Raw genomic sequence first — 24,183 nt, forward strand, 5'->3', positions numbered from 1 at the left:
AATGAGGTGGACTAACCCGGTGGCGTGAACGTCAGTGGCCGCCGGTCCGGGTGTACACCATGTCAAAGTCGTGTTCCAGCGGGCCGCCGGGGTAGGTGCCCCGTTCCAGACGGGCGTTGATGGTGTTGCCATCCGCACTGAAGCGGCCAACGAAGCGCTGGGGCCAGTCCGGTCCATCCCGGAAAAGGGTCCACACATTGTCCTTGAGCGTCATGTCATAGATCCGTGCGACGCCGCGTGAGTCGAAGTAGTGCTGCTGGAAAGCACCATCCGAGCCGGTGGCACCTATGACGCTCACTGCGTTGGGGTACTCGGCCCTCTGGACCGTGGAGCGCTGGATGAGGAAACCTCCGCTTTCCAGCCACTCGAAGGTCGTCCGGCCGTGGGCTTCCACGCCCTGGATGGACGTCTCCCACTCGCCGACGAGGATGTTCAGTTGCTCCAATGTGGGTTGTGGATCCCGTGCCATGGCCGCCCTCTCTTCGCGGATCTTCGCGGATGTGAACAGGTTCAGCGTAGAACCCGCCCGCTCTGCCGCATAGGGTCGGAGCATGGGCTTGGAGAAACGATCGAAAGTTGCTGTTGTCACGGGTGTGGGGAGGCGCCGCTCCCTTGGAGCCGCGCTGGCGGTCGGGCTCGCCGGCGATGGGTGGGACCTCGCGCTGAATTACTGGCAGCCCTACGACCAACGCCTGGGAATGGAGTCGTCCCCTGGCGATCCTGAGTCCATCGCCGCCGAGTGCCGGGAACTGGGCGCCGCCGTCGAGCTTGTTGCCGGGGACTTGGGCGATCCCGCCGTTCCGGCGGAGCTGATCGCTGCAGCTGGACGATTGGGGCCGGTGAGCGGGTTGGTGATGTCGCATTGTGAGTCGGTGGATAGCTCGGTCCTGACGACGTCGTTGGAGAGCTGGGACCGCCACTTTGCCGTGAACGCGCGCGCCACGTGGCTGCTGATCAAGGCCTTTGCAGAGCAGCTGCCGGACGCCGCTCCGGGTGAAGCCGGCGGACGGATCGTGGCCCTGACAAGTGACCACACTGTGCACAACCTGCCCTATGGTGCCAGCAAGGGTGCGTTGGATCGCATCGTCACAGCCGCAGCTGTTGAACTCGCCCACCGCGGGATCCGGGCCAACGTGGTGAATCCCGGCCCCATCGACACCGGCTGGATGGACGATGCCATCCGCGGGTGGACCACCGGGGCCACTCCGGCAGGACGGCTCGGCACGGCCTCGGATACCGCCAACCTGGTGCGGTTCCTGTTCTCCGATGCGGGCTCGTGGATCAACGGGCAGATCCTCCACAGCAACGGCGGGTTCAACGTTTCCTAGCTGTTCCTATGCGCCCCGGGCGGACGGTGGCAGGATGGGCGGATGAGCCGAGTCACCTGCGATCTCACCATGTCCTTGGACGGATTCGTTGCCGGACCCCGCCAGAGCTTCGAACAGCCGTTGGGGGAGGGTGGCGAACGCCTTCACCGCTGGCAGTTCGAGGAACGCGAAGCCAACGCGGCCGAGGTTGCCGGCATCCTGGAAGCCGGTGCGTTCATCATGGGCCGGAACATGTTCGCCGGCCCGGGGCCCGAAGCCTGGGACGCGGATTGGCGCGGGTGGTGGGGAGAAGAACCGCCGTATCACGCACCAGTTTTCGTCCTCACCCATCATCGGCGAGAGCCTTTGGAGCTGCAGGGCGGCACAACTTTCCATTTCGTCACGGACGGAATCGAGGCTGCCTTGGACCGTGCCCGTGAAGCCGCCGGGACCAAGGACGTAGCCATCGCCGGAGGAGCGCAGACCGCACGGCAGTTCCTCTCAGCGGGACTGATGGACGAGCTCCGGCTCCACATCTCGCCGGTCATTCTTGGCAGCGGCGAGCGGCTTCTGGATGGCGTCGGGGATCTCCGGCTTGAGCCTGCGGAGGTGGGTGGCACGGGTCTGGTCACCCACGTGCGGTATCGGGTTGTTCGCTAGGAGCTGTACACTCGAGTATCGAACATATATTCGAATAAAGGTGTGTTGTGGGCGTGATCGTCGGCCCCCGCGTGATAGATGCGGGCTTTTCCCTGATATCGGTGCTCTTGGCTCCGGTGACTGTGGCGGCAGGGTATCCCTCGCCGGCTCAGGACTATTTCGATGGGCGGATCGATCTCAATGAGCATCTGATCAAGGATGTCACCAGCACCTTTGTGGTCAGGGTTACCGGGCAATCCATGGAAGGGGCCGGGATCAGTGACGGGGATGAGCTCATCGTCAACCGCGCGCTCGAACCCAAGGACGGGTCCGTCGTCGTTGCTGTCCTGGACGGCGAGTTGACCATCAAGAGGCTCCGCATCACGTCGTCAGGGGTGGTGCTGCAGGCTGACAATCCGAAGTTCCCGGACATCAGGGTGCCGGCGATGTCGGAGCTGACCATTTGGGGTGTGGCCACCACCTGCTTGCACCACGTCTAACGCGCGCTTTCCGGCGGCGCAGTGGACGTGCGGACCACCAGCTCCGGTGCGAGCTTCTTGTCGGCGATGGGAACCTCGGGGTCGTTGAGCCGATCCAGCGCCACCGCTCCCGCCCACTGTCCCAGCTCGACGGCATGGAGGTCCACGGATGTGAGCTCGATGCCGTGAAGCCGGGCCGTCCTCGAATTGTCGTATCCCACCAAGGACACGTCGCGCGGGATGCTCAGGCCCAGGGCGTACGTGGCTTCCCGGGCACCCAGGGCGAATTGGTCGTTATGCGTGAAGATGGCGGTGGGGCGGTCCGCCTCCAGCAGTAACTGGGTGGCGGCCCTTTGCGCGGCATCCTGGGTGAAGTCGTCCGCTGCCAGCGTCAGTGGCTTCAGCCCGGCGTCGCGCATTGTTTGTTCATAGCTTTGGCGGCGGACGATGTGGCCGTCGTACAGCGGGCCGGCCAGGTGGGCGATCCTCGTGTGCCCCAAGCCGAGAAGGTGCTGCGTGGCGGCCCGCGCTCCCGCGGCGTCGTCTGAATATACGCTGTCCACTCCATCGACCGGGCGGGTGACGCTCACCAGCGGGACGATCCGGGCCAGTTCGCGGACGTGTTCGTCGGAGTCCAGCAGCGTCGCGGCAATGATGATTCCTACCCGGGCCTCAATCAGGGACTCCAGTGCGCCTTGGTCCACGCCGTCAACGGATCGCGAGACGCTCAGGATCAGCCGGTTGCTGTCCTGGGGCAGCGCCATGCGCACGCCGCTGAGGATATCGGCGTAAACCTCGTTGCGGATGTCCATCAGATGAAGCCCGACGGCGGAGCGGTGCTTGCGAGCGAGGTCGGCGGCTGCGGCGTTGGGCCGGTATCCGAGCCGTTTGGCTGCGTCAAAGATGGCTTGCCTGGTTTGGCCGCTGACCCCGGGTGCGCCACGGAACGCGAACGACACGAGTGTCCTGGACACGCCGACCTCGCGGGCGACATCACTTTGGGTAGCTGGACGGTGCCGGTGGTCGGGGGCCATGTCCTCCATCTTGCCATGGCGCGAAATGACCATTTACTTCATTTGTTAGTTTGACCTTACATTTAAGACTTTCGCGCGTTAGTCTAGTTTTAGAGCGGGAGAGTATGACCCGCAACACACTGACAAAGGAGTCCTGATGTCCGCTACGCAAACGCGACGGGAAGGCGCCCACGGCGTTGTCCTTCCTCCGCTGACCAACGGCCCGCACCGTAAGCGCCTGGGCCTCGTTGCCTTGGTGGCCACATTCGGCGGCCTCCTGTTCGGCTACGACACCGGTGTCATCAACGGGGCTTTGCGGCCAATGACGGCGGACCTCGGCCTTACGCCGCTGACGGAAGGCGTAGTCACCAGCTCCCTGCTCTTCGGGGCAGCTGCAGGAGCCGTGGGCGGCGGCCGACTGTCCGATTCCTGGGGGCGTCGGAAGACCATCATCCTGCTGGCGGTCCTGTTCCTTGCCGGAACGCTGGCCTGCGTCTTTGCGCCAAGCTTCGAAGTGATGGTGGTGGGCCGCGTCATTCTGGGCCTCGCCGTTGGTGGTGCCTCTACGGTGGTTCCCGTGTTCCTCGCCGAGTTGGCACCCTACGAAATCCGTGGTTCCCTCGCTGGGCGCAACGAACTCATGATCGTCATCGGCCAGCTTGCCGCCTTCGTGGTCAATGCGATCATCGGCAATGTCTGGGGTGAGTTCGGGGGAGTCTGGCGCGTCATGCTCGCCGTCGCGGCGCTGCCGGCCATCGCCCTCTTCTTCGGCATGTTGCGGATGCCTGAATCGCCGCGCTGGCTCATTTCGAAAGGCCGCTCGGAGGAAGCCTTGGTGGTCCTGAAGACCATCCGATCCGTGGAGCGGGCCGAGGCGGAAATGGCCGACGTCAAGCACCTTGCGGACGAGGAAAAGGAATCAAAGTCCACCTCCTGGGGCGCTTTGAAGGACAAGTGGATCCTGCGCATCGTCCTGGTGGGCATTGGCCTGGGTGTCGCCCAGCAGCTCACCGGCATCAACTCGATCATGTACTACGGCCAGTCGGTGCTCGTGGAAGCCGGGTTCGACTCCCATGCCGCCCTCGTCGCCAATATCGCCCCCGGCGTGATTGCCGTCGTCGGCGGTGTCATTGCCCTGACGCTCATGCAACGCATCAACCGCCGCACCACGCTCCTTCTCGGGTTCACGCTGACCACTATCTGCCACTTCCTGATCGGCATCGCATCCATTGTCCTTCCGGTGGGCAATGCTGCCCGTCCGTTCGTGATCCTGTTCCTGGTGGTCGCCTTCGTCGGTTCGATGCAGACATTCCTCAACATTGCCGTCTGGGTGATGCTGTCCGAGATCTTCCCGCTCCACATCCGCGGCTTCGCCATCGGGCTCTCCGTGTTCTGCCTCTGGATCGCCAACGCACTCCTGGGCCTGTTCTTTCCGACCCTCGTAGCCGGGGTGGGCATTACGGGAACGTTCTTCCTGTTCGGCGCAGTGGGCATCCTGGCGCTCATCTTCATCTACACCCAGGTTCCCGAAACCAGGGGCCGTACGCTCGAGGCGCTTGAGGAAGACGTCACCACGGGCGCCATTTACCTGGTGCACAGGAAGGACGCAGCACTCGGTTCCTAGCGGCCACCTGCCCGTGCCCAGCATCCCGTTCGCCGGACTTTTCCACAGTCCGGCGGACGGGTTGCTTTCTTGTCGGCGGCTGGCGGTACAGTGGAATCATTCGAAGATATATTCGAATCAATGGCGTGTCCTGCGGTGTAAACAGAGCGCACGTGCTATGGCCCGATGAAGGAGGAAGATGTCCAAGCCAGCCCTCATGCACCGGATGCAGGAGATCGCCCACGTGGATATCAACTGCTTCTACGCATCGGCCGAGCGGGCCTTCAACCCTGCGCTGGAGGGAAAGCCGCTGATCGTGCTGTCCAACAACGACGGCTGTGCTGTTACCCGGTCGCCGGAGGCCAAGAGTCTGGGAATCGGACTGGGGGATCCCTGGTTCAAACTGGCGCCCCGGGCCAAGGAATGGGGGCTCATAGCGCTCTCGAGCAACTACGAACTGTACGGCGATATCAGCTCACGGATCATGGAACTGTTGCGGCGCTATTCGGCCTGGCAGGAGGTCTACTCCATCGACGAAGCGTTTCTGGGGGTCAAAGGCCAGCCGGAGGACTTGCTGGAGTTGGGGCGCACCATCAAAGTCGCCTGCCGCAAGCATGTGGGGGTGCCGGTGTGCGTTGGGATTGCCCCAACCAAGACCCTCGCCAAGCTGGCCAACAAATGGGCCAAGCACAATCCCGCCTTCAACGGCGTATGTCGCTGGGATTCGGTTCCGGAAAGCCAACGCGAGACCCTCATGGCGCGGCTCTCCGTGATTGAAATCTGGGGCGTGGCCACCCGGCTCACCAAACGCTTGAACGCGATGGGAATCTTCTCCATCCTGGATCTTGTCCGAGCGGATCCCGTGGCACTGCGGGACAAGTTTTCCATCGTCATGATGCGCACGGTCCTCGAACTCCAGGGGACACCCTGCATCCCCATGGAAGAGGAGAGGATCGGGCGGGACCAGCTGATCTTCTCCCGTTCCTTCTCCACGCCGATTACGACGACGGCCGAGCTGCGGCAGGTGCTCAGCGTGTACGGCCAGATGGCCAGCGCCCGGCTCGCGAAGCATGATCTGCAAGCGAAGCTGCTGACCGCTTTCGCTGCGACGTCCGTCTACAACCCCAACGACAAATCGTTCCCCACCGTCAACGTCAAGCTGCCCATGCCCACCTCGGATCCAGTGTTGCTGACCAAGGCAGCCCACGCCCTGGTGCCGAAAATGCAGGAAGGCGTCCGGTATGCAAAAGCCGGCATCATGGTCACGGACCTTCGCCCCACCGGCAACCAGAAACCACTGGAGATCTTCGAGAACCGGCATGAGGAACGCGGCATCGGTACGCTGCTGGAGGACGTCAGCAAACGCTATGGCCGCGGCTCCATCGGCCTGGGGTACGCCGGAATCAAGGGTGGCGCGGACTGGTCCATGAAGCGCGACATGCTCAGCCCCCGCTACACCACCAACTGGGACGAGCTTCCCTTGGTGAAGGCGGCGTAGCGTTGAGACGGAAGCTAAGCCCGCAGCCTGTACCCGCGCTTCACCACGGTTTCGACGAGCTTTCCGTCCGGAAGCGAGGACCGCAGCCGGCTGACAGTCATGTCCAACGCATGCACCGAGCCCCGGAGATCGAGCAGGTCAGACAGTGCTTCGCGGGACAGCACAGCGCCACCGGCACCGAGCAAGGCACGGAGCAGCAGAAGGGGAGCAGGCGCCAGCTCCACCACGTCGCCGTTGATCCGCAGGCAACGCCCGCGCAGCTCAATGGTGGCGCTCTTGGTCTCCAAGCGGCGCACATGGTTCAGGGACAGGTGTTCGGTCACGAGGCGGATCAGCGCACCCATGCGGTAGCGGTCCGGGATCAGCGGCGTCAGTCCGGCGTCAACCAGTGGCTGCGCGGTAACAGGCCCAACAGCGGCCACCGTCACGGGGCCCTTGAGCGCTTCAATGAGCTGGCGGTACAAGCCCATCTCGTGCGCCGTGCTCCACATCGCGTCCACTGCAGGGGCGCTGGTGAAAGTGAGCACGTCAAGGTTGCCGCTGCACACGGCTTCGATCAAGCGCGGCAACTTGTCTTCGCCGTCGGGCTTGACCCAGCGGTACGGCGTCACCGTCAGCACGGTGGCGCCGGACATGCGGAGCCGCTCCAGTTGCCGGACGTCCGTGTAACCGTGCAGCTGAACGGCCACGGTCTTACCCCGCACGCCCTCTGCCAGGAGCATGTCTACCAGCGTCGCCGTGGTCTCGTCGCTGCTGATCCCGACGTCGGCAAGGCCGGCCGCGCGGACGGCGCCGCGGGCCTTGGGGCCCCGGACGAACATGCGGCAGGCGGAGAGCGCCTCCAGGAGTTGCTCGCCGATGCCGAAGGAATCAGCGGCTTCGCACCAGCGGCGCATGCCATAGGCCGTGGTGGCAATGCAGATGTCCGGTTTGGCGGCAATGATGGTCTTGGTGTCCTCGATGAGGACCATGTCCTCTTGAACAGGGGCGATCTTCAGCGCAGGAGCGTGGAGCACGCTCGCACCGCGGCGTTCCAGGGCCTCAATGAGGTCCCTGGAACGGCGGTGCGAGGTGACGCCAATGCGGAATCCGTCCAGCGGCGCGTCCGGGGCATCGGAAACTTCCGGAGCGGGTGCGGCGTCATGGACTTCGAGGGCACGTGCAACAGTCATGTGTTTTTACCTTCAGGCTTCAAGGAGCGAAGCCGCGAGTCGGCTCAGTTCGGCGGATGCTTCGGCATGGTTCCGGTTGGCTTCAGCCACCCTGACTACCTCGCCGATGACCAGTACGGCCGGATTGCTGCAACCGGTAGCTGCTGTTTCGATCGTACCGAGATCCGCGATGGTGGTGCGCTGGCCCGGCCGGTAGCCGCGTTCCACTACGGCCATGGGCATCTCGGGGGTCATCCCTGCCCGGCGCAGGCCCGCAGCCAGCTGCGGGAGCGTGCCGATGCCCATGAGGACCACGATCGTGCCGCCGAGACCCGCCAAATGCATGTGCTCCTTCTCCGTCAGCGGGGCGTGACCGGAAACCACGGTGAACATGTGGCTCACTTCGCGGTGGGTGACAGGGATACCCGCGGCTGCGGGAACGGAGATGGCACTTGTGACGCCGGAAATGACGCGGACGGGAACTCCCGCAGCAACACAGGCCGCCCCTTCCTCGCCACCGCGGCCGAACACGTACGGGTCACCGCCCTTGAGCCGGACCACGTTCTTGCCCCGCAAGGCCGCTTCCACCATGAGCTTCTCGATGTCCCGCTGGGTCACCTTGTGGTGGCCGGGTTGCTTTCCGACGTCCACCAGTTCAGCCGAAGTCAGGGCGGCCAGTTCCTGGCACGGAGCCAACCGGTCGTAGAACACGACGTCGGCATCCCTCAGGGCGTCCACGGCACCCACGGTGAGCAAATCCAGGGCGCCAGGACCCCCGCCCACCAGTGTCACGTGTCCTTCGGCTCCCGGTGCCGGCTCAAACGCAACCGGGATCCCGGCATTGCGGCAGCGTTCCACCAACGGCGCCCAGCCGGCACCGCCGTCGTCCACTACGGCAACCAGGAACGGGCGCTCGGGGAGCTGGCCGTCGGCCGGCACTCCTTCAGGGGTGCTCAGCCGGTAGACGTTGGCGCCGGCCACCTGGTAGCGGCGCACTGCCTGCCGGGCGGTCTTCTCCGAGCCCGTGACCAGGACGTCGCGGCCGGTGAGATCAATGGTGAGCTGCATGGGGACCCCTTGTTATTCGCTGCGGACCGGGATGGTGGAGGCGATGAGCACGCCGCCCTTTTCTTCGTTCGTCGCGGGGCGGATCTGGCCGCGCTCCGGAACGAAGGAGATGGACTCGTCCTTCTGGTTGGGTGCGTTGACGAAAGAACGGAACCGGCGGAGCCGCTCCGGGTCCTTCAAGGTCTCGGCCCACTCGTCCTCGTAGGTGTCGATGTGCTTGGCCATGGCCGCCTCAAGTTCCTCGGCGATGCCCAAAGAATCGTTGACCACCACTTCCTCGACGTGCTTGATGTCGCCGTCGAGTTCTTCCTGCCAGCGCGCCGTGCGCTGCAGGCGGTCCGCGGTCCGGATGTAGTACATCAGGTAACGGTCGATGTACTTCAGCAGCGTTGCGTCGTCGAGGTCCTTGGCGAGCAACTTGGCGTGCGCCGGGGTGGCGCCACCGTTACCGCCAACGTACAGGTTCCAACCGTCGGCCGTCGCGATCACGCCAACGTCCTTGCCCCGGGCCTCGGCGCATTCGCGGGCACAACCGGAAACGCCCATCTTCAACTTGTGGGGGCTGCGGAGGCCGCGGTAGCGCAACTCCAGGGCAATGGCCATGGCCACAGAGTCCTGGACGCCGAATCGGCACCAGGTGGATCCAACGCAGGACTTCACCGTTCGGAGGCTCTTTCCGTACGCCTGGCCGGACTCGAAGCCGGCGTCGACCAGTTCCTTCCAGATGTCCGGGAGCTGCTCAAGGCGTGCACCGAACATATCGATGCGCTGGCCGCCGGTGATCTTGGTATAGAGGTTGTACTTCTCGGCCACCGCAGCGATGACGCCCAGGCCCTTGGGCGTGATCTCGCCGCCGGCGATGCGCGGAACCACCGAGTACGTGCCGTCCTTCTGCATGTTCGCCAAGGCGCGGTCGTTCGTGTCCTGCAGGGAGCCGCGGCCGGCGTCCAGAACGTAAGCGGAATGCTGGCTGGCCAGGATGGAGGCGATGGTCGGCTTGCAGATATCGCAGCCCGCGCCAGTGCCGTACTTGGCCATGATCTCCTCGAAGGAGGTGAGCTCCAAGACACGGATGGCATCGAAGAGTTCCTGGCGGGACAGGCTGATGTGCTCACACAGGGCCTTGGAGACCTCGATGCCCGACTTCTTCAGTTCGCCTTCCAGAAGCTTCTTGAGCATCGGAACACAGGAACCACACTGGGTACCTGCACGGGTGCAGCCCTTGAGCTCGCCGAGTTCCTGGACCGGGGCGTTGCCCTCGCAGGCACCGCAACCGTTGATGGTGTCACGGATGGTTCCGGCGGCCACGTTGTTGCAGGAGCAGAGGATCGCGTCATCAGGGAGCTCGGTCTCCGGTGCTTCGCCGCCGCCGGCAGCGCTCAGGTAGGCGCCCGGCTCCGCAGCGAGTTCGCGCCCCAGAAGGGGACGCAGGCTCATGTAGGGGGAAGCGTCGCCCACGAAGATACCGCCCAACAGGGTCTTGGCATCGTCCGTGGTGACGATCTTCTGGTAGACGCCACGGGCGGGGTCGGCGTAGACGATTTCGAGGGAGTGCTCGGTCCTGGCGAAGGCGTCACCGAAACTGGCAACATCCACACCGGACAGCTTCAGCTTGGTGGCTGTATCAAAACCGGGGAAGGTGGCCTCTCCGCCGTGCAGGCGGTCGGCGACGATCTCGGCCATGGTGTTCGCCGGAGCAACAAGGCCCAGGCACATGCCCTGGAAGTTGGCCACTTCACCGATCGCCCAAATCCCGTCCACCTCGGTGGCGCAGAAGTCATTGATGACCACGCCACCACGCTGGCCCAGGCTGAACAGTTGCTCTTCGCCCTCGGCAGCGCGGAAGAGATCGTCACGGGGTTTGACGCCGATGGCCACGATCACCAGGTCCGCATCGATGACGCGGTCGTCGGCCATGAGGACGCCGGTGACGTTGCCGTCGTCGTCCGACAAGACCTGGGACGGGAACACTCCGCCATGTACCTCGAAGCCCTTGGCTTCGATCAGCCGGCCGAGGGCCTGGCCTGCGCCTTCGTCCAACTGGGTATTCATCAGCCAAGGGGAGCCGTTGATGACAATCGGGGTGGCGCCGAGCTGCTCGGTTCCTGCCGCGGACTCAAGTCCCAGCAAGCCACCGCCGATGGTGACGGCGTTGACCTTGCGGCCAAGCTTCGCGCCCAGCTCGGCGATGGCTTTGTTGATGGCCCAGACATCCTCGAGGGTGCGGTACACGTGGGTGTGCTCGGAACCAGGAATGGGGAGGCGGGCTGCATCCGAACCCGAAGCCACCACCAAATGGTCGTATTCGTATTTGTTGCCGGCCGCAGTGAGGACGCTCTTGGCAACGGAGTCGATCTTGACGGCGCGCTCGCCGGTCTTCAGCGTCAGGGCCTCGTGATCCCACATGGAAGCGTCGCCCAGGGTGAGGTCCACGCCGGTTTCCGTCAGGGCCTTGCTCAACGCCACGCGGTCGTAGGGGAGGTGGGCCTCTTCGGTGAGGACCGTAACCTGCCAGCCTTCAAGACCGCGGTTGTACATGGCGTCGGCGAAACGGTGGGCAGCGGGGCCGCCTCCGACCACGACGATGCGGCGCGGGTTCTCTGTACTTGAAGTGTGTCCGGTCACTGGTGGGCCTTTCGCAGATGCTGCAGACGGATCTCCGCAACTTGTGCTTCCAGCCTAGGGACGGGCAGTTTCGCTTCAGTTTCCCTTATGTTTCGTGATCTTAACTTCTGCATCACGAACGCATTTCCTGGGGTGTGAGGTCTCTTTTACCCGCTGGACACAAACGCGGACACCCCATGAAACACCGGCGTCCTAGCGTGGAGGAGTGGCCGCAAGCGTGGCCCGGTCCGGGGGAATGACGGTGGAAGATGCCAGCACCCGGACACAGTGAGAGGGGCTGAAATGACCGTAATTCTGGACCGTGCCGAGGACCTGACCGCAACCGCCACGTGGCACCGTGTGTGCCCGGTGGACGAGCTCGAGCTGGCCTGGGGCGAAGCGGCACTGATCGCCGGCCGACAGGTTGCGCTGTTCCGCACCGCGCCCGGTGAGGTATTCGCCGTCGCACAGCAGGACCCGGCCACCCTGGCCAACGTCATGGCCCGCGGCATCATTGGATCCCGCGGAAGCCGGCCAACCATCGCCTCTCCGCTGCACAAAGAGGTGTACGACCTCGAAACAGGTGAGTGCTTCACGCAGCCGGACCTGAAGCTCGCAGCATTCGCTACCCGCTTGGTGGACGGCTACATCGAGGTTGAAGTTTAGGTCCTACAAACCCAATGCTTCGCGGACATCCCCGAGGACGTCGTCCAGGGCTGTTCGCGCTGCTTGGCGTGCGGCGGGAAGTTCCGCTGCCGATTCCACAGGCTGGATGACCTCCAGGTAACACTTCAGTTTGGGCTCCGTGCCGCTCGGCCGGATGATCACCCGGCTCTGGTCCCGGGTGAGGTACAGCAATCCATCGGTGGGCGGCAAGGCCTCGCTGCCTTCGGCCAGATCCGTGAACACCTCGACGGCGGAGCCTCCAAAGGCTTCGGGAGGGTTGACCCGCAAGCGGTTCATCATGGCATCGAGAAGGCCCAGGTCGGCCACACGGATGCTCAGCTGGTCACTCGCATGCAGTCCATGCACCAGGTACAAGTCGTCCAGGGTGTCAAAGATCGTCTTGCCCTCGGCCTTGGCGGCTGCGGCCAGCTCCGCGATCAGTACCGCCGCCGAGATGCCGTCCTTGTCGCGGACCAGCTCCGGTGCAACGCAGTACCCCAGCGCTTCCTCGTACCCGTAGCTGAGGCCTGGAACCCGTGATATCCATTTGAAGCCCGTCAGCGTTTCTTCATGCGCGTACCCCGCTGCAGCGGCAATCCGCGAGAGCAGCCGTGAGGAAACAATGGAATTGGCGAACACTCCGGTTTGCGGCTCGTCCCCGGCCACGGCAGCCGCACGCGCCACGATATGTGCGCCCAGCAGTGCTCCCACTTCGTCGCCGCGCAGCATCCGCCAGGCACCCGTGGCGGGGTCCAAAGCGGCAACCGCAGCGCGGTCGGCGTCGGGATCATTGGCCAAAACGATGTCCGCACCGGAATCCTCGGCAGCGGCGAGAGCCAGGTCCAACGCGCCGGGCTCTTCCGGGTTGGGGAAGGCGACCGTGGGGAAGTCAGGGTCCGGCTCGGCCTGTTCGGCAACGAGCGTGACATCCGTGAAGCCGGCCGCGCTCAAGACGGAAACGGCCGTTTCGCCGCCGACTCCGTGCATGGGTGTGAGGACGATCTTGAGGTCCCGGGCGGGGAAGGTCTCCCGTTCCACGAGTCCTGCCATGGCAGTTTCGTAGTCAGCGGCGATGGAGCTTGGCAACACGGTCCAACCGTCGTCCGCCAATTCGATCGAATCCAAGGCCCCCACGGCCTCGATTTTTGCTGCGATCTGCGCGTCGTAGGGTGCCACGATCTGTGAACCGCGGCCGCTTTCGGACACTGCGTGCCGCCCCAGGTAGACCTTGTAGCCGTTGTCCTGCGGCGGGTTATGGCTGGCTGTGACCATCACGCCGCCGTCGCAATCCAGGCTCCTGACCGCGAAGGCGAGCAACGGCGTCGGGAGCGCTGCGGGCATCAGGTACGTCTCGATGCCCGCCGCGGTGAAAATGGCCGCGGTCTCTTCAGCGAAAATATCCGAGTTGTAGCGGGCATCGAAGCCGACGACGGCGCGTGGCCGGGTCCCCGGCGCTGCTGCGGCTACGGTTTCGGTCAGGAATGCCGCCAGGCCGGCCGCTGCCCGGCGGACCACCACACGGTTCATCCGGTTCGGGCCGGGGCCGAGCGCTGCGCGGAGGCCGGCCGTTCCGAACTGCAGTGTGCCGCTGAAGCTGTCGCCCAGTTCCTGGGCAGCTCCGGCATCACCGCCGCTGGCGAGGTCGGCGAGCTCCACGAGGGCAGCCGACGTCGCCGGGTCCGGGTCTTGGGAAGCCCACTGGCGGGCGTCGGTGATCAGCTGTTCAAAGGCGGCATCGCTGGATGTCATAGGGACAAAACTATCCTCATTTGGGCCCGTCGCGGGCAACGAAGGGTGAGATCCCGCCCTCATGACGGGTCGTAAAGGGTGAGACCCAACCCCTCGGCGTGCCCTGCCGAAAGGAAACCTAAAGCTTCGCGATGATCTCCGCCAGCAGCTTGGAGATCCTCTTTCCAGCGGCTTGACCGGCTTCGAGGACTTCGGCGTGGCTCAGCGGAACCGGGCTGATGCCGGCCGCGAGGTTGGTGACCAGGGAGATGCCGAAAACTTCCATGCCTGCATGGCGGCCCGCGATTGCTTCCAAGGCGGTGGACATACCCACCAGGTCGGCGCCGATGCGCTTGGCGTACTGGACCTCGGCGGGGGTTTCGTAGTGCGGGCCGGTGAACTGGGCGTAGACGCCGTCCTGGAGGGAAGGGTCAACTTCGCGGGCCAGGGCCCGGATGCGCGACGAGTAGAGGTCGGTGAGGTCAACGAAGGTGGCGCCCTCGAGCGGTGAGGTTGCGGTGAGGTTGATGTGGTCACTGATGAGGACCGGCGTTCCCGGGGTCCAATCCTCGTTGAGTCCGCCGCAGCCGTTGGTGAGCACCAGGGTCTTGCAGCCGGCGGCCGCCGCGGTGCGAACGCCGTGGACTACGGAGCGTACGCCGCGGCCCTCGTAGTAGTGCGTCCGGGCGCCGAGGACCAAGGCGCGCTTGCCCTCCTTGGTGAGGACCGAGCGGATGGTGCCCACGTGGCCCACCACTGCTGGTTTGTGGAAGCCGGGGACCTCCGAAGCGTTCAGGGTGGCCGTGGTTTCACCGATCAGATCGGCGGCTTCGGCCCAGCCGGATCCGAGCACCAGGGCTACGTCGTGGGACTCGACGCCGGTCTCCGCAGCAATGAAGTCTGCGGCGGCCTGGGCGGCTTCGAAAGGGTCTGTGTTCATCAGCTCAGTGTTACTCACTGGTACAAGCTACCCTGCGCCCGCTGCTCTTTGGTAGGGATGAAGCCATGGTGAGGGTCGGCTGAGTGGCAGCCGGCCCGGCTATGAGCGAGAATTGAGGATTGTGACCACCCAAGTTGACTTCAGTTCCCCCCGTATCGCGATCCTGGGAGGTGGTCCCGGTGGATATGAAGCCGCAATGGTGGCCGCCTCACTCGGCGCACACGTCACCATCGTCGAACGCGCAGGCCTTGGCGGCTCAGCCGTGCTGACCGACGTCGTGCCCTCCAAAACCCTTATTGCCACCGCCGACCTCATGACCCGCGTTGGTGAGGCGGACGAGCTGGGCGTGAAGTTCGACGGCGACGGCACGGCCTCAAAGCCGCGTGCGGACCTCAAGCACATCAACGATCGCGTCCTGAACCTGGCCCACGGACAGTCCGATGACATCCGGGCGGGCCTTGAGCGCCTGGGCGTCGAAATCGTCATCGGTTCCGGCAAGCTGCTGGACAACAACACCATCGAGGTCCTGACCCTCGAAGGCACACGCACCATCGAGGCCGACGCCATACTGCTGGCCGTAGGCGCCCACCCGCGCGAACTGCCCACCGCCAAGCCCGACGGCGAACGCATCCTCAACTGGGCCCAGATCTACAACTTGGACGAGCTTCCCGAAGAGCTGATCGTGGTGGGTTCCGGTGTGACCGGCGCCGAGTTCGCCTCCGCCTATAACGGCCTCGGCTCCAAGGTCACCCTCATCTCCAGCCGCGAGCAGGTCCTGCCCGGCGAGGATACGGACGCTGCAAAGCTGCTGGAAGGTGTCTTTGAGCGTCGCGGCGTCCGCGTCCTGTCCCGGTCCCGCGCCAACGCCGTCGAACGGACGGACGACGGCGTCAAGGTCACCTTGGGTGACGGGTCGATCGTCACGGGTTCGCACTGCCTGGTGTGTGTCGGTTCCATTCCCAACACGGCTGGAATCGGCCTCGAGGAAGCCGGCGTAACCCTCACGGAGTCCGGTCACATCAAGGTTGACGGTGTTTCCCGCACCACGGCCCCCAACATCTACGCTGCAGGCGACTGCACGGGTGTCTTCGCCCTCGCGTCCGTGGCCGCCATGCAGGGCCGCATCGCGATTGCCCACTTCATGGGCGACGGCGTGAAGCCGCTCAAGCTCAACCAGGTGGCATCCAACATCTTCACCTCACCGGAAATCGCTTCCGTGGGCGTTTCCGAAGCCGATCTCGCGTCCGGTAAATACCAGGGCGACGTGGTGATGCTGTCCCTGCTCAGCAACGCCCGCGCCAAGATGCGCAACACCAAAGATGGCTTCGTCAAGATCATCGCCCGTAAGGGATCCGGCACCGTGATCGGTGGCGTGGTGGTGGGACCGAACGCGTCCGAGCTCATTTTCCCGATCTCGGTAGCCGTGACCCAGAAGCTCCACGTCGATGACGTGGCCAGCGCGTTCACCGTGTACCCGTCGCTGACCGGATCGATTTCCGAGGCTGCGCGCCGGCTTCACGTACATATGTAGTTTGTTGTTTGCGGAGCCCGTTTCGGTGCTTCGCTGCGCATCATGCCGTTCGCCCGGCTTGATCCGCGGCGAGCCATCTAAACGGGCTCTTTGCGTTCCTACCCTGGAAGCGCGTTGATTGCCTCCGCCAAGGGCATGTGCAGGGCAGGTCCGTGGCCTGGCAGGATGACCTTGGCTGGGACGCTCTCCAAGAGCCGGGCAGAGGCCAACGCCGCCACCGCGTCCCAGTGGTACATCTTGTGCAGCATCTGCGGGCCGGACTTCGGGCTGATGGGATGGCCGCTGACGAAAGAGTCACCCACGGCGATCACCTGGGCACCGGGCAGCAGCAAAGCTACGTTGCCCGGGGTGTGCCCGGGAACCAGCACGGCCACGGGGCTTCCTGGCAGGTTACGGAGCCGCTCAGGAGTCCACGCTTCGGCACGGGTGGCAGGTTCCGCCTGGAGCGCCTTTGCTTTGATGACATGCACCATCCAGCGGAAAACGCGGGGACGCCAGGCCCGGACCAGCACCTGCCCAAACGTGACTTGGTGCTTCTCCTTGCCCTGGACGTGCGCCAACTCCTCGGGGGAGCACAGGATGGGCGTGCCGAAGGTCCGGGAGAAGTAGGCCGCAGATCCGGTGTGGTCCACGTGCCCGTGGGTGATGAGCATGGCCTTGGCATCGGCGGGCTCCAGGCCGAGCCCCCGGATGGATTCCAGCACCAGCCCGCGGTCCGCCGGATAGCCGCCGTCGATCACGATGAAGCCTGAGTCGTCACGGACAATCAGCCAGTTGGACGCGGGCCCTTCCACGAAGTGCACCCCGGGAGCAGGTTCAGAGATCTTCACTTCGGAATTCTAGACCGCTGGGTACGAACTCGCGGGAGAGCTGCGGGCTCGCAGGGAAACTTCCAGCGAACGCGCAGCTTTCCCGCGCTCTGGGTGCCATCCGCCACGGCGGAGACTACGCGGCTCAGGCGGCAGCCGCTTGGAAATGTTTTTCGATGATCCCCTTGATGTCCTCATGGCATCCTCCGCAGCCCGTTCCGGCACGAGTGGTCTTGGAGACTTCGCCAACCGTGCCGCAGCCCTCCAGCACGGAATCCTCAATGCTCGCCGCACTCACTCCGGCGCAACGGCACACGGTCCGCTGGGGATCGTTGCTGGTGGCGCCGCCGGCATCGAGCTGGTCCGGCCCATCGAGTCGGAGCAACAAGGAGCGGTCCGCCGGCAGCTCAGAGGAGCGCTCGAAGAGGACCACGAGCTCCGCCGCGGTCCGGGGCATGCCCACAGCCACCAAGCCCTCCAGGACTCCGCCGCGGGTGGTCATCTTCACGTAACGGCCGTGCTCGGGATCGGCCCATTGGGAGATCTGCCGGCGTGCTCGCCCGGACGCGGCGCCCGCTTCCAGGAGCTCTTCGTCCCACATGTCAGCCTGGTTGTCTCCAGCCACTGCCAGGTTGATGCCCCGGGCCTTGAGGACCACGACACCCGGCTTCTCCTGGGGCAAGGCCTCAAGGGCGTCGGCAGCGGACTGGCCGTCCCGCGCCAGGACAACCAAGTACTCGGCAAGCCACTCGGCCTGACGCCATCCCGGGCCCACAAGACCTGAGGGTCCACCGGCAGTCCTGCAATCCACGCAGGCAGCGTCGGGGCAACGGACCTCGGCGCAGTCGCCGATCGCGAACATGTGGGGCTCGTGATAGGTCCGGAGATGGTGGTCCACCAGGATGCCGGACGCAACAGGAAGCCCGCAGCCCTCGGCCAGTTCGATCCGGGGTCGGACACCACAGGACAACACCAGCAGGTCTCCGTCGATCGCGGAGCCGTCATCCAGCAGCAACGCGGAAAAGCTGCCGCCGGGCCCGGCCGTTTCCACACCAGTGGAACGGGCGTTGCCTGCCATCCGGACACCGCCCGCCCGCAAACTGTTGGTCAGTACGGACCCGCTGCCGCGGTCGATGCTGCGACCCAGGGGGAAGGGGCCGTTGTGGACCACGGTTGCTTGGGCGCCTTCCTCCGCAGCGGCGAGTGCCGTCTCCAGGCCAAGCACGCCGCCGCCCAGCACCACTACCCGTTTGCCGTCGGCCACGGCGGCACGGAGCACGGCCGCATCCTTCAGATCACGCAAAGCCGTGACCCCGGCCGGAAGTACAGGACGGGAAGGATCGGGGTTCAGACCTGTGAGATTGGGAATCACAGGACGGGACCCGGTAGCGAACACCAGACGGTCGTAGTGTTCGGTGGTGCCATCGGAAAGCACAACGTTCTGGCGGGCGCGGTCGATCCTTCTGACCTTGACGCCCAGCCGCAGCTGCACGCCGTCGGACTCCAATTCGGCAGCGTCAGCCATCGACAAAGCGTCGGCAGTGGTGCGCCCGACAGCTAGTTCAGCCACCATCACGCGGTTGTACGCGGCCTCGGCTTCCTGGCCAACAACAAGCAACTGCACGAGTCCGGTCCGGACCGCAGGAAGCAGTTCGTCCACGAGTCGCGCAGCGACCGGTCCGAATCCAACAACAACAATGCGCTCGCTCATGAAGCCTCCTTGACGTGCACTGGCATCCCGAACCGTTCATGAACGGAAGGAGCATCCTGCGTAGCGGCCGCCTTCCGGACCCACACCCGGCTGGTTTTGAACTCCGGCATGCCGGAAATGGGATCTGTGGCCGCCTCGGTGAGCCGGTTGGCGTTTTCTTGGCCCGGGAAGTGGAACGGCAGGAACACCGTGTCCGGTCGGACCGTAGTGCTGAGCTCGGCGCGGCAGAGCACTTCGCCGCGCTCGTTCGTGACAGTGGCGTAATCTCCATCGGCTAGGCCACGCGCGGCTGCGGTGCCCGGGTGGATGAGGAGCCGGGCTTGCGGCTGGGAAGCCAGGAGCTCGCTGACACGACGGGTCTGGGCGCCGGACTGGTAGTGCTCCAGGAGCCGGCCTGTGGCGAGTGCCAGGGAGTCGTCCGCGAACGAACGGACGGCCGGCTTGGACGGAGTGACCGGAACCATCACCGCCCGGCCATCGGCGTGGGCGAACCCATCGGCGAAGAGCCGCGGAGTTCCGGTGCTGCCCACGGGGTAGGGCCAGTAGGCTGCTTCGCCCCGGTCCAGCATGGCGTAGTCGATTCCCGAGTAGTCGGCCAGGCCGCCGGCGGAGGCCAGGCGCAGTTCTTCGAACACCGTCTCGGGGTCATCGCTGAACGTCGACGGAGCCTCGAGGAGCTCGGCCAAGCGCGCCATGAGCCAGAGCTCGCTGCGAACACCCGGGGGAGGCGTCAGCGCGCGCCGGCGACGGATCACGCGGCCCTCGAGGTTGGTCAGCGTGCCCTCTTCCTCGGCCCACTGGGTCACCGGCAAAACCAAGTCCGCTTCGGCGGCGGTCTCGGACATGAAGAAGTCGCACACCACCAGGAAGTCCAGGCTTCGGAGTCCCTTGATCACAGCGTTCGTGTCCGGAGCCGACACCACCACATTGGCGCCGTGCACGAAAAGGCACCGGACGCCGTCGGGCTGTCCCATCGACTTGAGAAGTTCGACGGCGGGAAGTCCCGGTCCGGGGATCAAGGACTCATCGACTCCCCAGACTTTGGCGACGTGGGCGCGCGCGGCGGGGTCAGTGATCTTGCGGTAGCCGGGGAGCTGATCGGCCTTTTGGCCGTGCTCACGGCCGCCTTGGCCGTTGCCCTGGCCGGTGAGCGTGCCGTAGCCGCTGCGCGCCGAGCCGGGCAGGCCCAGGAGCAGGCTGAGGTTGATGGCAGCGGTGGCGGTGTCGGTGCCGTCCACGTGCTGCTCTACACCACGGCCGCTGAGGATGTAGCTGCCGCCTGCGCGGGCGCCCTGGGCCAAGCGGCGGGCGGTCTCCCGGATGAGGGTGGCCGGGACGCCGGTGATGGACTGGACGCGCTCCGGCCAGAAGGCGTTGAGGCTGCGCACCACGGCCGCGTAGCCGCTGGTGTTCTTTTCGACATACGAGGCGTCTGCTAGTCCCTCGTGCACCACCACGTGGCTGATGCCCAAGAGGAGCGCCAAATCGGTGCCGGGCGTCGGCTGCAAGTGGAGGCCGCCGCCGTCGCCCGTGAACGCAGCAGTAGCCGAGCGGCGGGGGTCCACCACGATCAGCCCGCCGGCGTCGCGGGCGCCCTGCAGGTGCTGGACGAATGGGGGCATGGTTTCGGCAACGTTGGAGCCCAGCATGAGGATCACCGAGGCGGTGTCGAGGTCGGTGACCGGGAAGGGGAGCCCGCGGTCCACGCCGAACGCACGGTTGCCGGCGGCTGCCGCGGATGACATGCAGAACCGGCCGTTGTAGTCGATGCGTGAGGTGCGCAGCGCTAGCCGGGCGAATTTGCCCAGCAGGTAAGCCTTCTCGTTGGTGAGGCCGCCGCCGCCGAAAACACCCACCGCATCGTTCCCGTACTGCCGCTGGGTGTCCTTGACGGCCGCCGTGATGAGCATGAGGGCCTGGTCCCAGGAGATGGGCTGGTGTACGCCGTCGGATCCTTTGAGCATCGGCTCGGTGACCCGGCCGTTGTGGCGCAACAACGACGCCGATGTCCAGCCTTTGCGGCACAGCCCGCCCCGGTTCGTGGGGAAGTCGCGCCCGGATACTTCCAAGGGCACGGCGGGTGCTGTGTCAGTCGCGGGCGCTGCCCCGGCTGCAGAGGCAGCCGGGGTCAGCGTCATGGCGCACTGGAGCGCGCAGTAGGGGCAGTGGGTATCGGCGCCGTTGGGCATCTAGATGTGTCCGATCGTGTTGCGCTTCCGGGCGGGGCGGATGTAGCAGACCCAGCAGACGGTGAGCATCAGGACGTAGGCTCCAACGAATCCGTAGAACGCCGGGGTGTAGGAGCCGCTGGCCGAGTTGGAGGCATTGAGTACCTGCGGGATGACGAAGCCGCCGTAGGCGCCGATCGCGGAGATCAGGCCCAGCGAGGACGAGGCGAGCCGTGCCGTGGTGGCGCTGGGCGCTCCGGAGCGTGCAGCCCTGCTGGACGTTGCGAAGATGACGGGGATCATCCGGTACGTGGCGCCGTTTCCGAAGCCACTGGCCAGGAAGAGCAGCAGGAACAAGGTGAGGAAGAGCCAGAAGTTCTTCAGCGGCAGTGTCCAGATCATGGTCAGCGTGATGACGGCCATGGAGGCGAACGAGGCGATGGTCATGCGGGCCCCGCCCATGCGGTCGGCCATGCGTCCGCCGTACGGACGGGCCAGGGAGCCAACCAACGGGCCGAGGAAGGCCAGCGAGAGCGCTACTGCTCCGACGTGGATGGAGGAGAAGTCCGGGAAGTAGTCCTTGATCAGCTTGGGGAAGACACCTGCGAAGCCGATGAAAGAGCCGAAGGTTCCGATGTACAGGAACGCCATGATCCACAGGTGCGGTTCCTTGAGGGCGGCCAGGGAACCGGCCACGTCGCCCTTGGCGCTGGTGAGGTTGTTCATGTACTTGTAGGCACCGAAAGCGGCGATGATGATCAGCGGAATCCAGATGATGCCTGCCATAGGCAGGTTGACGGTTCCGGCGGCCAGCAGGGTGATGGCGATCGGGACAACAAGCTGCGCGACGGCGGCACCCAGGTTTCCGCCGGCAGCGTTCAGGCCCAGCGCCCAACCCTTTTCGCGGGCGGGGTAGAAGAAGGTGATGTTGGCCATCGAGCTGGCGAAGTTGCCACCACCGAAACCGGCGAGTGCGGCTACCAGGAGCATGACACCGAACGGCGTCTCCGGGTTCGAGACGCAGAACGCCAGGCCTGTGGTGGGGATCAGCAGGAGGAGGGCCGAGACGATGGTCCAGTTACGGCCGCCGAACTTGGGAACCATGAAGGTGTAAGGGATGCGGAGCGTGGCGCCCACAAGGCTGGGGATGGAGATCAGCCAGAAGATCTGGTTGGTGTCGAACTTGAAGCCGGCTGCGGGGAGCTGGACCACCACGATGGACCACAGCTGCCAGACGACGAAGCCGAGGAATTCGGCGAAGATCGACCAGTAGAGATTGCGCTTGGCGATGGACCGGCCTTCGGCTTCCCACTGGCCCTTGTCTTCGGCATCCCAGTTGGCAATCCAGCGGCCGGGGCGGTGTTCAAGGGCGGGGGCGGCGGTGGCAGTGGACTGGACGGGGGCCAGTTCATCTGCGGTGCGGTCAACAGTCACGGAGTGCCTCCTTGGTGGGGGACGTTGTTATTCCAAGGTAGGTTTCACGCATTTCGTGGACGGGCGCCGTTTGTAAACGTGCTGTGACATTTCCCTATCGGAGGGGTCACCGGCGCGTGAGGCCATGGTGAGGTAATGTGGCCCGGACCACAGGGTGAGATTTTCCTGTGCGTCCGCATGTTGGACTTGGTTGTCCAGTCAATGGACAGCGGGAACTATTATTGAACTCTCGAATAATCCTTCGCCGGGTAGGCTCCTGGGGCATCGGCCGGCGTGAACGAAAGCTGCAAACACATGTCTTCCACTGCACCATCCAAGGAAGGCGAGTCCACTAAACCAGTGAACTCGCGGGGCAAAGTGATCTTCGCGAGCCTGATCGGCACGACGATCGAGTTCTACGACTTCTATGCCTATGCCACCGCGTCGGTACTCGTCTTCCCGAAACTCTTCTTCCCCGACGCCACCGACATCAACGCGTTGCTCAGTGCGTTCGCCATCTTCGGCGTAGCCTTCTTCGCACGTCCGATCGGTGCCGTGGTCTTCGGCCACTTTGGTGACAAGATCGGCCGCAAGGGCACCCTGGTGGCTTCGCTGTTGACCATGGGTATTGCAACGTTCCTCATTGGCCTCCTGCCCACGGCCTCCATGGCCGGATGGGCGATCCTCGCCCCGATCATGCTGGTGATCCTGCGCTTCTTCCAGGGCCTCGCGTTGGGTGGAGAGTGGTCCGGCGCTGCCTTGCTGGCCACGGAAAACGCACCCGAGGGCAAGCGCGCCATCTACGGCACGTTCCCGCAGCTGGGTGCCCCCATTGGCTTCATCATTGCCAACGTGATCTTCATCTGGATGAATGTGGCCCTGACGGCCGAAGAATTCCTGGCATGGGGTTGGCGTGTTCCGTTCATCCTTAGCGCCGTGCTGGTCATTGTGGGTCTGTATGTTCGGCTGAAGCTCGTGGAGAGCGCATCCTTCACCAAAGTCATCGAGCAGGACAAAGTCCAGAAGCTGCCGCTCGCCGCTACGCTCAAGAGCCACTGGCGCCCTGTCCTGGCGGGCACGTTCATCATGTTTGCCACCTACGTGCTCTTCTACATCATGACCACGTTCACCCTGTCCTACGGCACCAAGCCGACGCTGGCCGGCGCACAGGCCGCAGCCGAAAAGGCCGGCAAGCCCATGACGGCAGACCAGATCGCCGCCTTTGTTCCAGGCTTGGGCATCACACGGTCCGACTTCCTGTGGATGCTGATCATCGGCGTCGTCTTCTTCGGCATCTTCACCGTGGTCTCCGGACCGTTGGCTGAGCGGTGGGGCCGCCGCAAGTTCCTGCTGGGCGTCACTGCAGGCATCTTCGTGTTCGGTGCGCTCTGGTTCACCATGTTCGGTCCAGGCCAGGCCGCCGCCATGGTCGGCCTGATCGTGGGCTTCACGCTCATGGGCCTGACCTTCGGTCCCATGGCAGCGATCCTTCCGGAGCTGTTCCCGGCAAACGTCCGATACACCGGTTCTGCCGTGGCGTACAACCTGTCCTCCATGATCGGAGCTGCTCCGGCATCGTTCGTCGCCATCGCGCTTTGGTCGGCGGCTAACGGCAGCACTTGGCTGGTTGGCGTCTACATGGCCGCCGCCGCTGTGGTCACGTTCGTGGCGCTCTTGCTGACCCGCGAAACCAAGGACATGGACTATGAGAACAACGTCGCCTAAGTAGTCCACTGACGACGACGGCCCCGCACCAAACGGGCGGTTTCTAGGGGTCGTTGCAACACCTGTTGGTTAGGTGGTTTGTAGTAAATCACGTAAACGCTCGGCTGGGGTTTTCCAGCCGAGCGTTTTG

At 64.7% G+C, this 24,183-nt stretch carries 19 protein-coding genes; 8 read left to right on the top strand and 11 right to left on the bottom strand.

Annotated features, from left to right (window positions below):
• Positions 1-31 precede the first annotated feature (31 nt).
• Complete coding sequence (locus ACFRJ9_RS20625) at positions 32-553, bottom strand: hypothetical protein (RefSeq protein ID WP_377671888.1); 522 nt, start codon at positions 551-553, stop codon at positions 32-34.
• Here ACFRJ9_RS20625 and ACFRJ9_RS20630 point away from each other — a divergent pair.
• The 3 genes from ACFRJ9_RS20630 to ACFRJ9_RS20640 are packed head-to-tail and all read left to right on the top strand — an operon-like array spanning position 552 to position 2,446.
• Positions 552-1,328 (top strand): SDR family oxidoreductase, encoded by a 777-nt coding sequence (locus tag ACFRJ9_RS20630; protein ID WP_377671890.1) that lies wholly within the window; start codon positions 552-554, stop codon positions 1,326-1,328. The two genes, ACFRJ9_RS20625 and ACFRJ9_RS20630, sit on opposite strands and share 2 nt — an antisense overlap.
• 42 nt (positions 1,329-1,370) lie before the next feature.
• Positions 1,371-1,967 (top strand): dihydrofolate reductase family protein, encoded by a 597-nt coding sequence (locus ACFRJ9_RS20635; protein WP_377671893.1) that lies wholly within the window; start codon positions 1,371-1,373, stop codon positions 1,965-1,967.
• 47 nt (positions 1,968-2,014) lie between these two features.
• Positions 2,015-2,446 carry a LexA family protein gene (locus ACFRJ9_RS20640; RefSeq protein WP_377671896.1) on the top strand — a complete coding sequence of 144 codons (432 nt, stop codon included), beginning with the start codon at positions 2,015-2,017 and terminating at the stop codon, positions 2,444-2,446.
• On the opposite strand, the gene ACFRJ9_RS20645 is transcribed toward ACFRJ9_RS20640, so the two are convergent.
• Positions 2,443-3,492: a LacI family DNA-binding transcriptional regulator gene (locus ACFRJ9_RS20645; protein WP_377671898.1), complete on the bottom strand. Its 1,050-nt coding sequence runs from the start codon at positions 3,490-3,492 to the stop codon at positions 2,443-2,445. The two genes, ACFRJ9_RS20640 and ACFRJ9_RS20645, sit on opposite strands and share 4 nt — an antisense overlap.
• Before the next feature lie 103 nt (positions 3,493-3,595).
• Between ACFRJ9_RS20645 and ACFRJ9_RS20650 the strand changes: the two genes are divergently transcribed.
• Together ACFRJ9_RS20650 and ACFRJ9_RS20655 are read left to right on the top strand one after the other, a co-directional pair.
• On the top strand, positions 3,596-5,062 hold the full coding sequence (locus ACFRJ9_RS20650; protein WP_377671901.1) for a sugar porter family MFS transporter: 1,467 nt from the start codon (positions 3,596-3,598) through the stop codon (positions 5,060-5,062).
• A gap of 178 nt (positions 5,063-5,240) precedes the next feature.
• The gene (locus ACFRJ9_RS20655) at positions 5,241-6,539 is read left to right on the top strand and encodes a Y-family DNA polymerase (RefSeq protein WP_377671903.1); all 1,299 of its coding nucleotides are present in this window, start codon (positions 5,241-5,243) and stop codon (positions 6,537-6,539) included.
• Between the two features lie 14 nt (positions 6,540-6,553).
• Here ACFRJ9_RS20655 and ACFRJ9_RS20660 read toward each other — a convergent pair whose 3' ends face one another.
• The 3 genes from ACFRJ9_RS20660 to nirB are packed head-to-tail and all read right to left on the bottom strand — an operon-like array spanning position 6,554 to position 11,383.
• Positions 6,554-7,711: a uroporphyrinogen-III synthase gene (locus ACFRJ9_RS20660; protein WP_377671905.1), complete on the bottom strand. Its 1,158-nt coding sequence runs from the start codon at positions 7,709-7,711 to the stop codon at positions 6,554-6,556.
• Positions 7,712-7,723: 12 nt separating this feature from the next.
• Positions 7,724-8,758: a uroporphyrinogen-III C-methyltransferase gene (gene cobA, locus ACFRJ9_RS20665; protein ID WP_377671908.1), complete on the bottom strand. Its 1,035-nt coding sequence runs from the start codon at positions 8,756-8,758 to the stop codon at positions 7,724-7,726.
• A 12-nt stretch (positions 8,759-8,770) separates the two neighbouring features.
• On the bottom strand, positions 8,771-11,383 hold the full coding sequence (gene nirB / locus ACFRJ9_RS20670; RefSeq protein ID WP_377671911.1) for a nitrite reductase large subunit NirB: 2,613 nt from the start codon (positions 11,381-11,383) through the stop codon (positions 8,771-8,773).
• A 282-nt stretch (positions 11,384-11,665) separates the two neighbouring features.
• On the opposite strand from nirB, the gene nirD reads away from it, so the two are divergent.
• A complete protein-coding gene (gene nirD / locus ACFRJ9_RS20675; RefSeq protein ID WP_377671913.1) occupies positions 11,666-12,028 on the top strand; it encodes a nitrite reductase small subunit NirD in 363 nt (120 codons plus the stop codon).
• A 3-nt stretch (positions 12,029-12,031) separates the two neighbouring features.
• Here nirD and ACFRJ9_RS20680 read toward each other — a convergent pair whose 3' ends face one another.
• On the bottom strand, positions 12,032-13,777 hold the full coding sequence (locus ACFRJ9_RS20680) for a phospho-sugar mutase (protein WP_377671916.1): 1,746 nt from the start codon (positions 13,775-13,777) through the stop codon (positions 12,032-12,034).
• 118 nt (positions 13,778-13,895) lie between these two features.
• Positions 13,896-14,696: a purine-nucleoside phosphorylase gene (locus ACFRJ9_RS20685; protein ID WP_377671919.1), complete on the bottom strand. Its 801-nt coding sequence runs from the start codon at positions 14,694-14,696 to the stop codon at positions 13,896-13,898.
• 121 nt (positions 14,697-14,817) lie between these two features.
• Here ACFRJ9_RS20685 and ACFRJ9_RS20690 point away from each other — a divergent pair, with 121 nt between their 5' ends.
• Positions 14,818-16,227: an NAD(P)H-quinone dehydrogenase gene (locus ACFRJ9_RS20690; RefSeq protein WP_377671921.1), complete on the top strand. Its 1,410-nt coding sequence runs from the start codon at positions 14,818-14,820 to the stop codon at positions 16,225-16,227.
• Positions 16,228-16,325: 98 nt separating this feature from the next.
• On the opposite strand, the gene ACFRJ9_RS20695 is transcribed toward ACFRJ9_RS20690, so the two are convergent.
• The 4 genes from ACFRJ9_RS20695 to ACFRJ9_RS20710 all read right to left on the bottom strand — a co-directional run bounded on the left by ACFRJ9_RS20695 (position 16,326) and on the right by ACFRJ9_RS20710 (position 22,349).
• Positions 16,326-17,057 (bottom strand): MBL fold metallo-hydrolase, encoded by a 732-nt coding sequence (locus ACFRJ9_RS20695; RefSeq protein ID WP_377671924.1) that lies wholly within the window; start codon positions 17,055-17,057, stop codon positions 16,326-16,328.
• Positions 17,058-17,181: 124 nt separating this feature from the next.
• Positions 17,182-18,747, bottom strand: a complete 1,566-nt coding sequence (locus ACFRJ9_RS20700; protein WP_377671927.1) for an FAD-dependent oxidoreductase — start codon at positions 18,745-18,747, stop codon at positions 17,182-17,184.
• Positions 18,744-20,936 (bottom strand): molybdopterin oxidoreductase family protein, encoded by a 2,193-nt coding sequence (locus ACFRJ9_RS20705; protein WP_377671929.1) that lies wholly within the window; start codon positions 20,934-20,936, stop codon positions 18,744-18,746. The genes ACFRJ9_RS20700 and ACFRJ9_RS20705 overlap by 4 nt, the downstream gene beginning before the upstream one ends.
• On the bottom strand, positions 20,937-22,349 hold the full coding sequence (locus tag ACFRJ9_RS20710) for an MFS transporter (protein ID WP_377671931.1): 1,413 nt from the start codon (positions 22,347-22,349) through the stop codon (positions 20,937-20,939). It abuts the gene before it with no gap.
• Positions 22,350-22,643: 294 nt separating this feature from the next.
• Here ACFRJ9_RS20710 and ACFRJ9_RS20715 point away from each other — a divergent pair, with 294 nt between their 5' ends.
• Positions 22,644-24,053, top strand: a complete 1,410-nt coding sequence (locus tag ACFRJ9_RS20715; protein ID WP_377671933.1) for an MFS transporter — start codon at positions 22,644-22,646, stop codon at positions 24,051-24,053.
• The last annotated feature ends 130 nt before the right edge of the window (positions 24,054-24,183 follow it).

The organism is Paenarthrobacter sp. NPDC056912, from assembly GCF_042786555.1.
Taxonomy (GTDB): Bacteria; Actinomycetota; Actinomycetes; order Actinomycetales; family Micrococcaceae; genus Arthrobacter.

Coding starts and splice junctions, on each gene's coding strand:
- ACFRJ9_RS20660 (WP_377671905.1), bottom strand. CDS start 7,711: ATGACTGTTGCACGTGCCCTCGAAGTCCATGACGCCGCACCCGCTCCG.
- ACFRJ9_RS20700 (WP_377671927.1), bottom strand. CDS start 18,747: ATGAGCGAGCGCATTGTTGTTGTTGGATTCGGACCGGTCGCTGCGCGA.
- cobA (WP_377671908.1), bottom strand. CDS start 8,758: ATGCAGCTCACCATTGATCTCACCGGCCGCGACGTCCTGGTCACGGGC.
- ACFRJ9_RS20685 (WP_377671919.1), bottom strand. CDS start 14,696: ATGAACACAGACCCTTTCGAAGCCGCCCAGGCCGCCGCAGACTTCATT.
- nirD (WP_377671913.1), top strand. CDS start 11,666: ATGACCGTAATTCTGGACCGTGCCGAGGACCTGACCGCAACCGCCACG.
- ACFRJ9_RS20680 (WP_377671916.1), bottom strand. CDS start 13,777: ATGACATCCAGCGATGCCGCCTTTGAACAGCTGATCACCGACGCCCGC.
- ACFRJ9_RS20625 (WP_377671888.1), bottom strand. CDS start 553: ATGCTCCGACCCTATGCGGCAGAGCGGGCGGGTTCTACGCTGAACCTG.
- ACFRJ9_RS20705 (WP_377671929.1), bottom strand. CDS start 20,936: ATGCCCAACGGCGCCGATACCCACTGCCCCTACTGCGCGCTCCAGTGC.
- ACFRJ9_RS20645 (WP_377671898.1), bottom strand. CDS start 3,492: ATGGTCATTTCGCGCCATGGCAAGATGGAGGACATGGCCCCCGACCAC.
- ACFRJ9_RS20650 (WP_377671901.1), top strand. CDS start 3,596: ATGTCCGCTACGCAAACGCGACGGGAAGGCGCCCACGGCGTTGTCCTT.
- ACFRJ9_RS20630 (WP_377671890.1), top strand. CDS start 552: ATGGGCTTGGAGAAACGATCGAAAGTTGCTGTTGTCACGGGTGTGGGG.
- ACFRJ9_RS20715 (WP_377671933.1), top strand. CDS start 22,644: ATGTCTTCCACTGCACCATCCAAGGAAGGCGAGTCCACTAAACCAGTG.
- ACFRJ9_RS20655 (WP_377671903.1), top strand. CDS start 5,241: ATGTCCAAGCCAGCCCTCATGCACCGGATGCAGGAGATCGCCCACGTG.
- ACFRJ9_RS20635 (WP_377671893.1), top strand. CDS start 1,371: ATGAGCCGAGTCACCTGCGATCTCACCATGTCCTTGGACGGATTCGTT.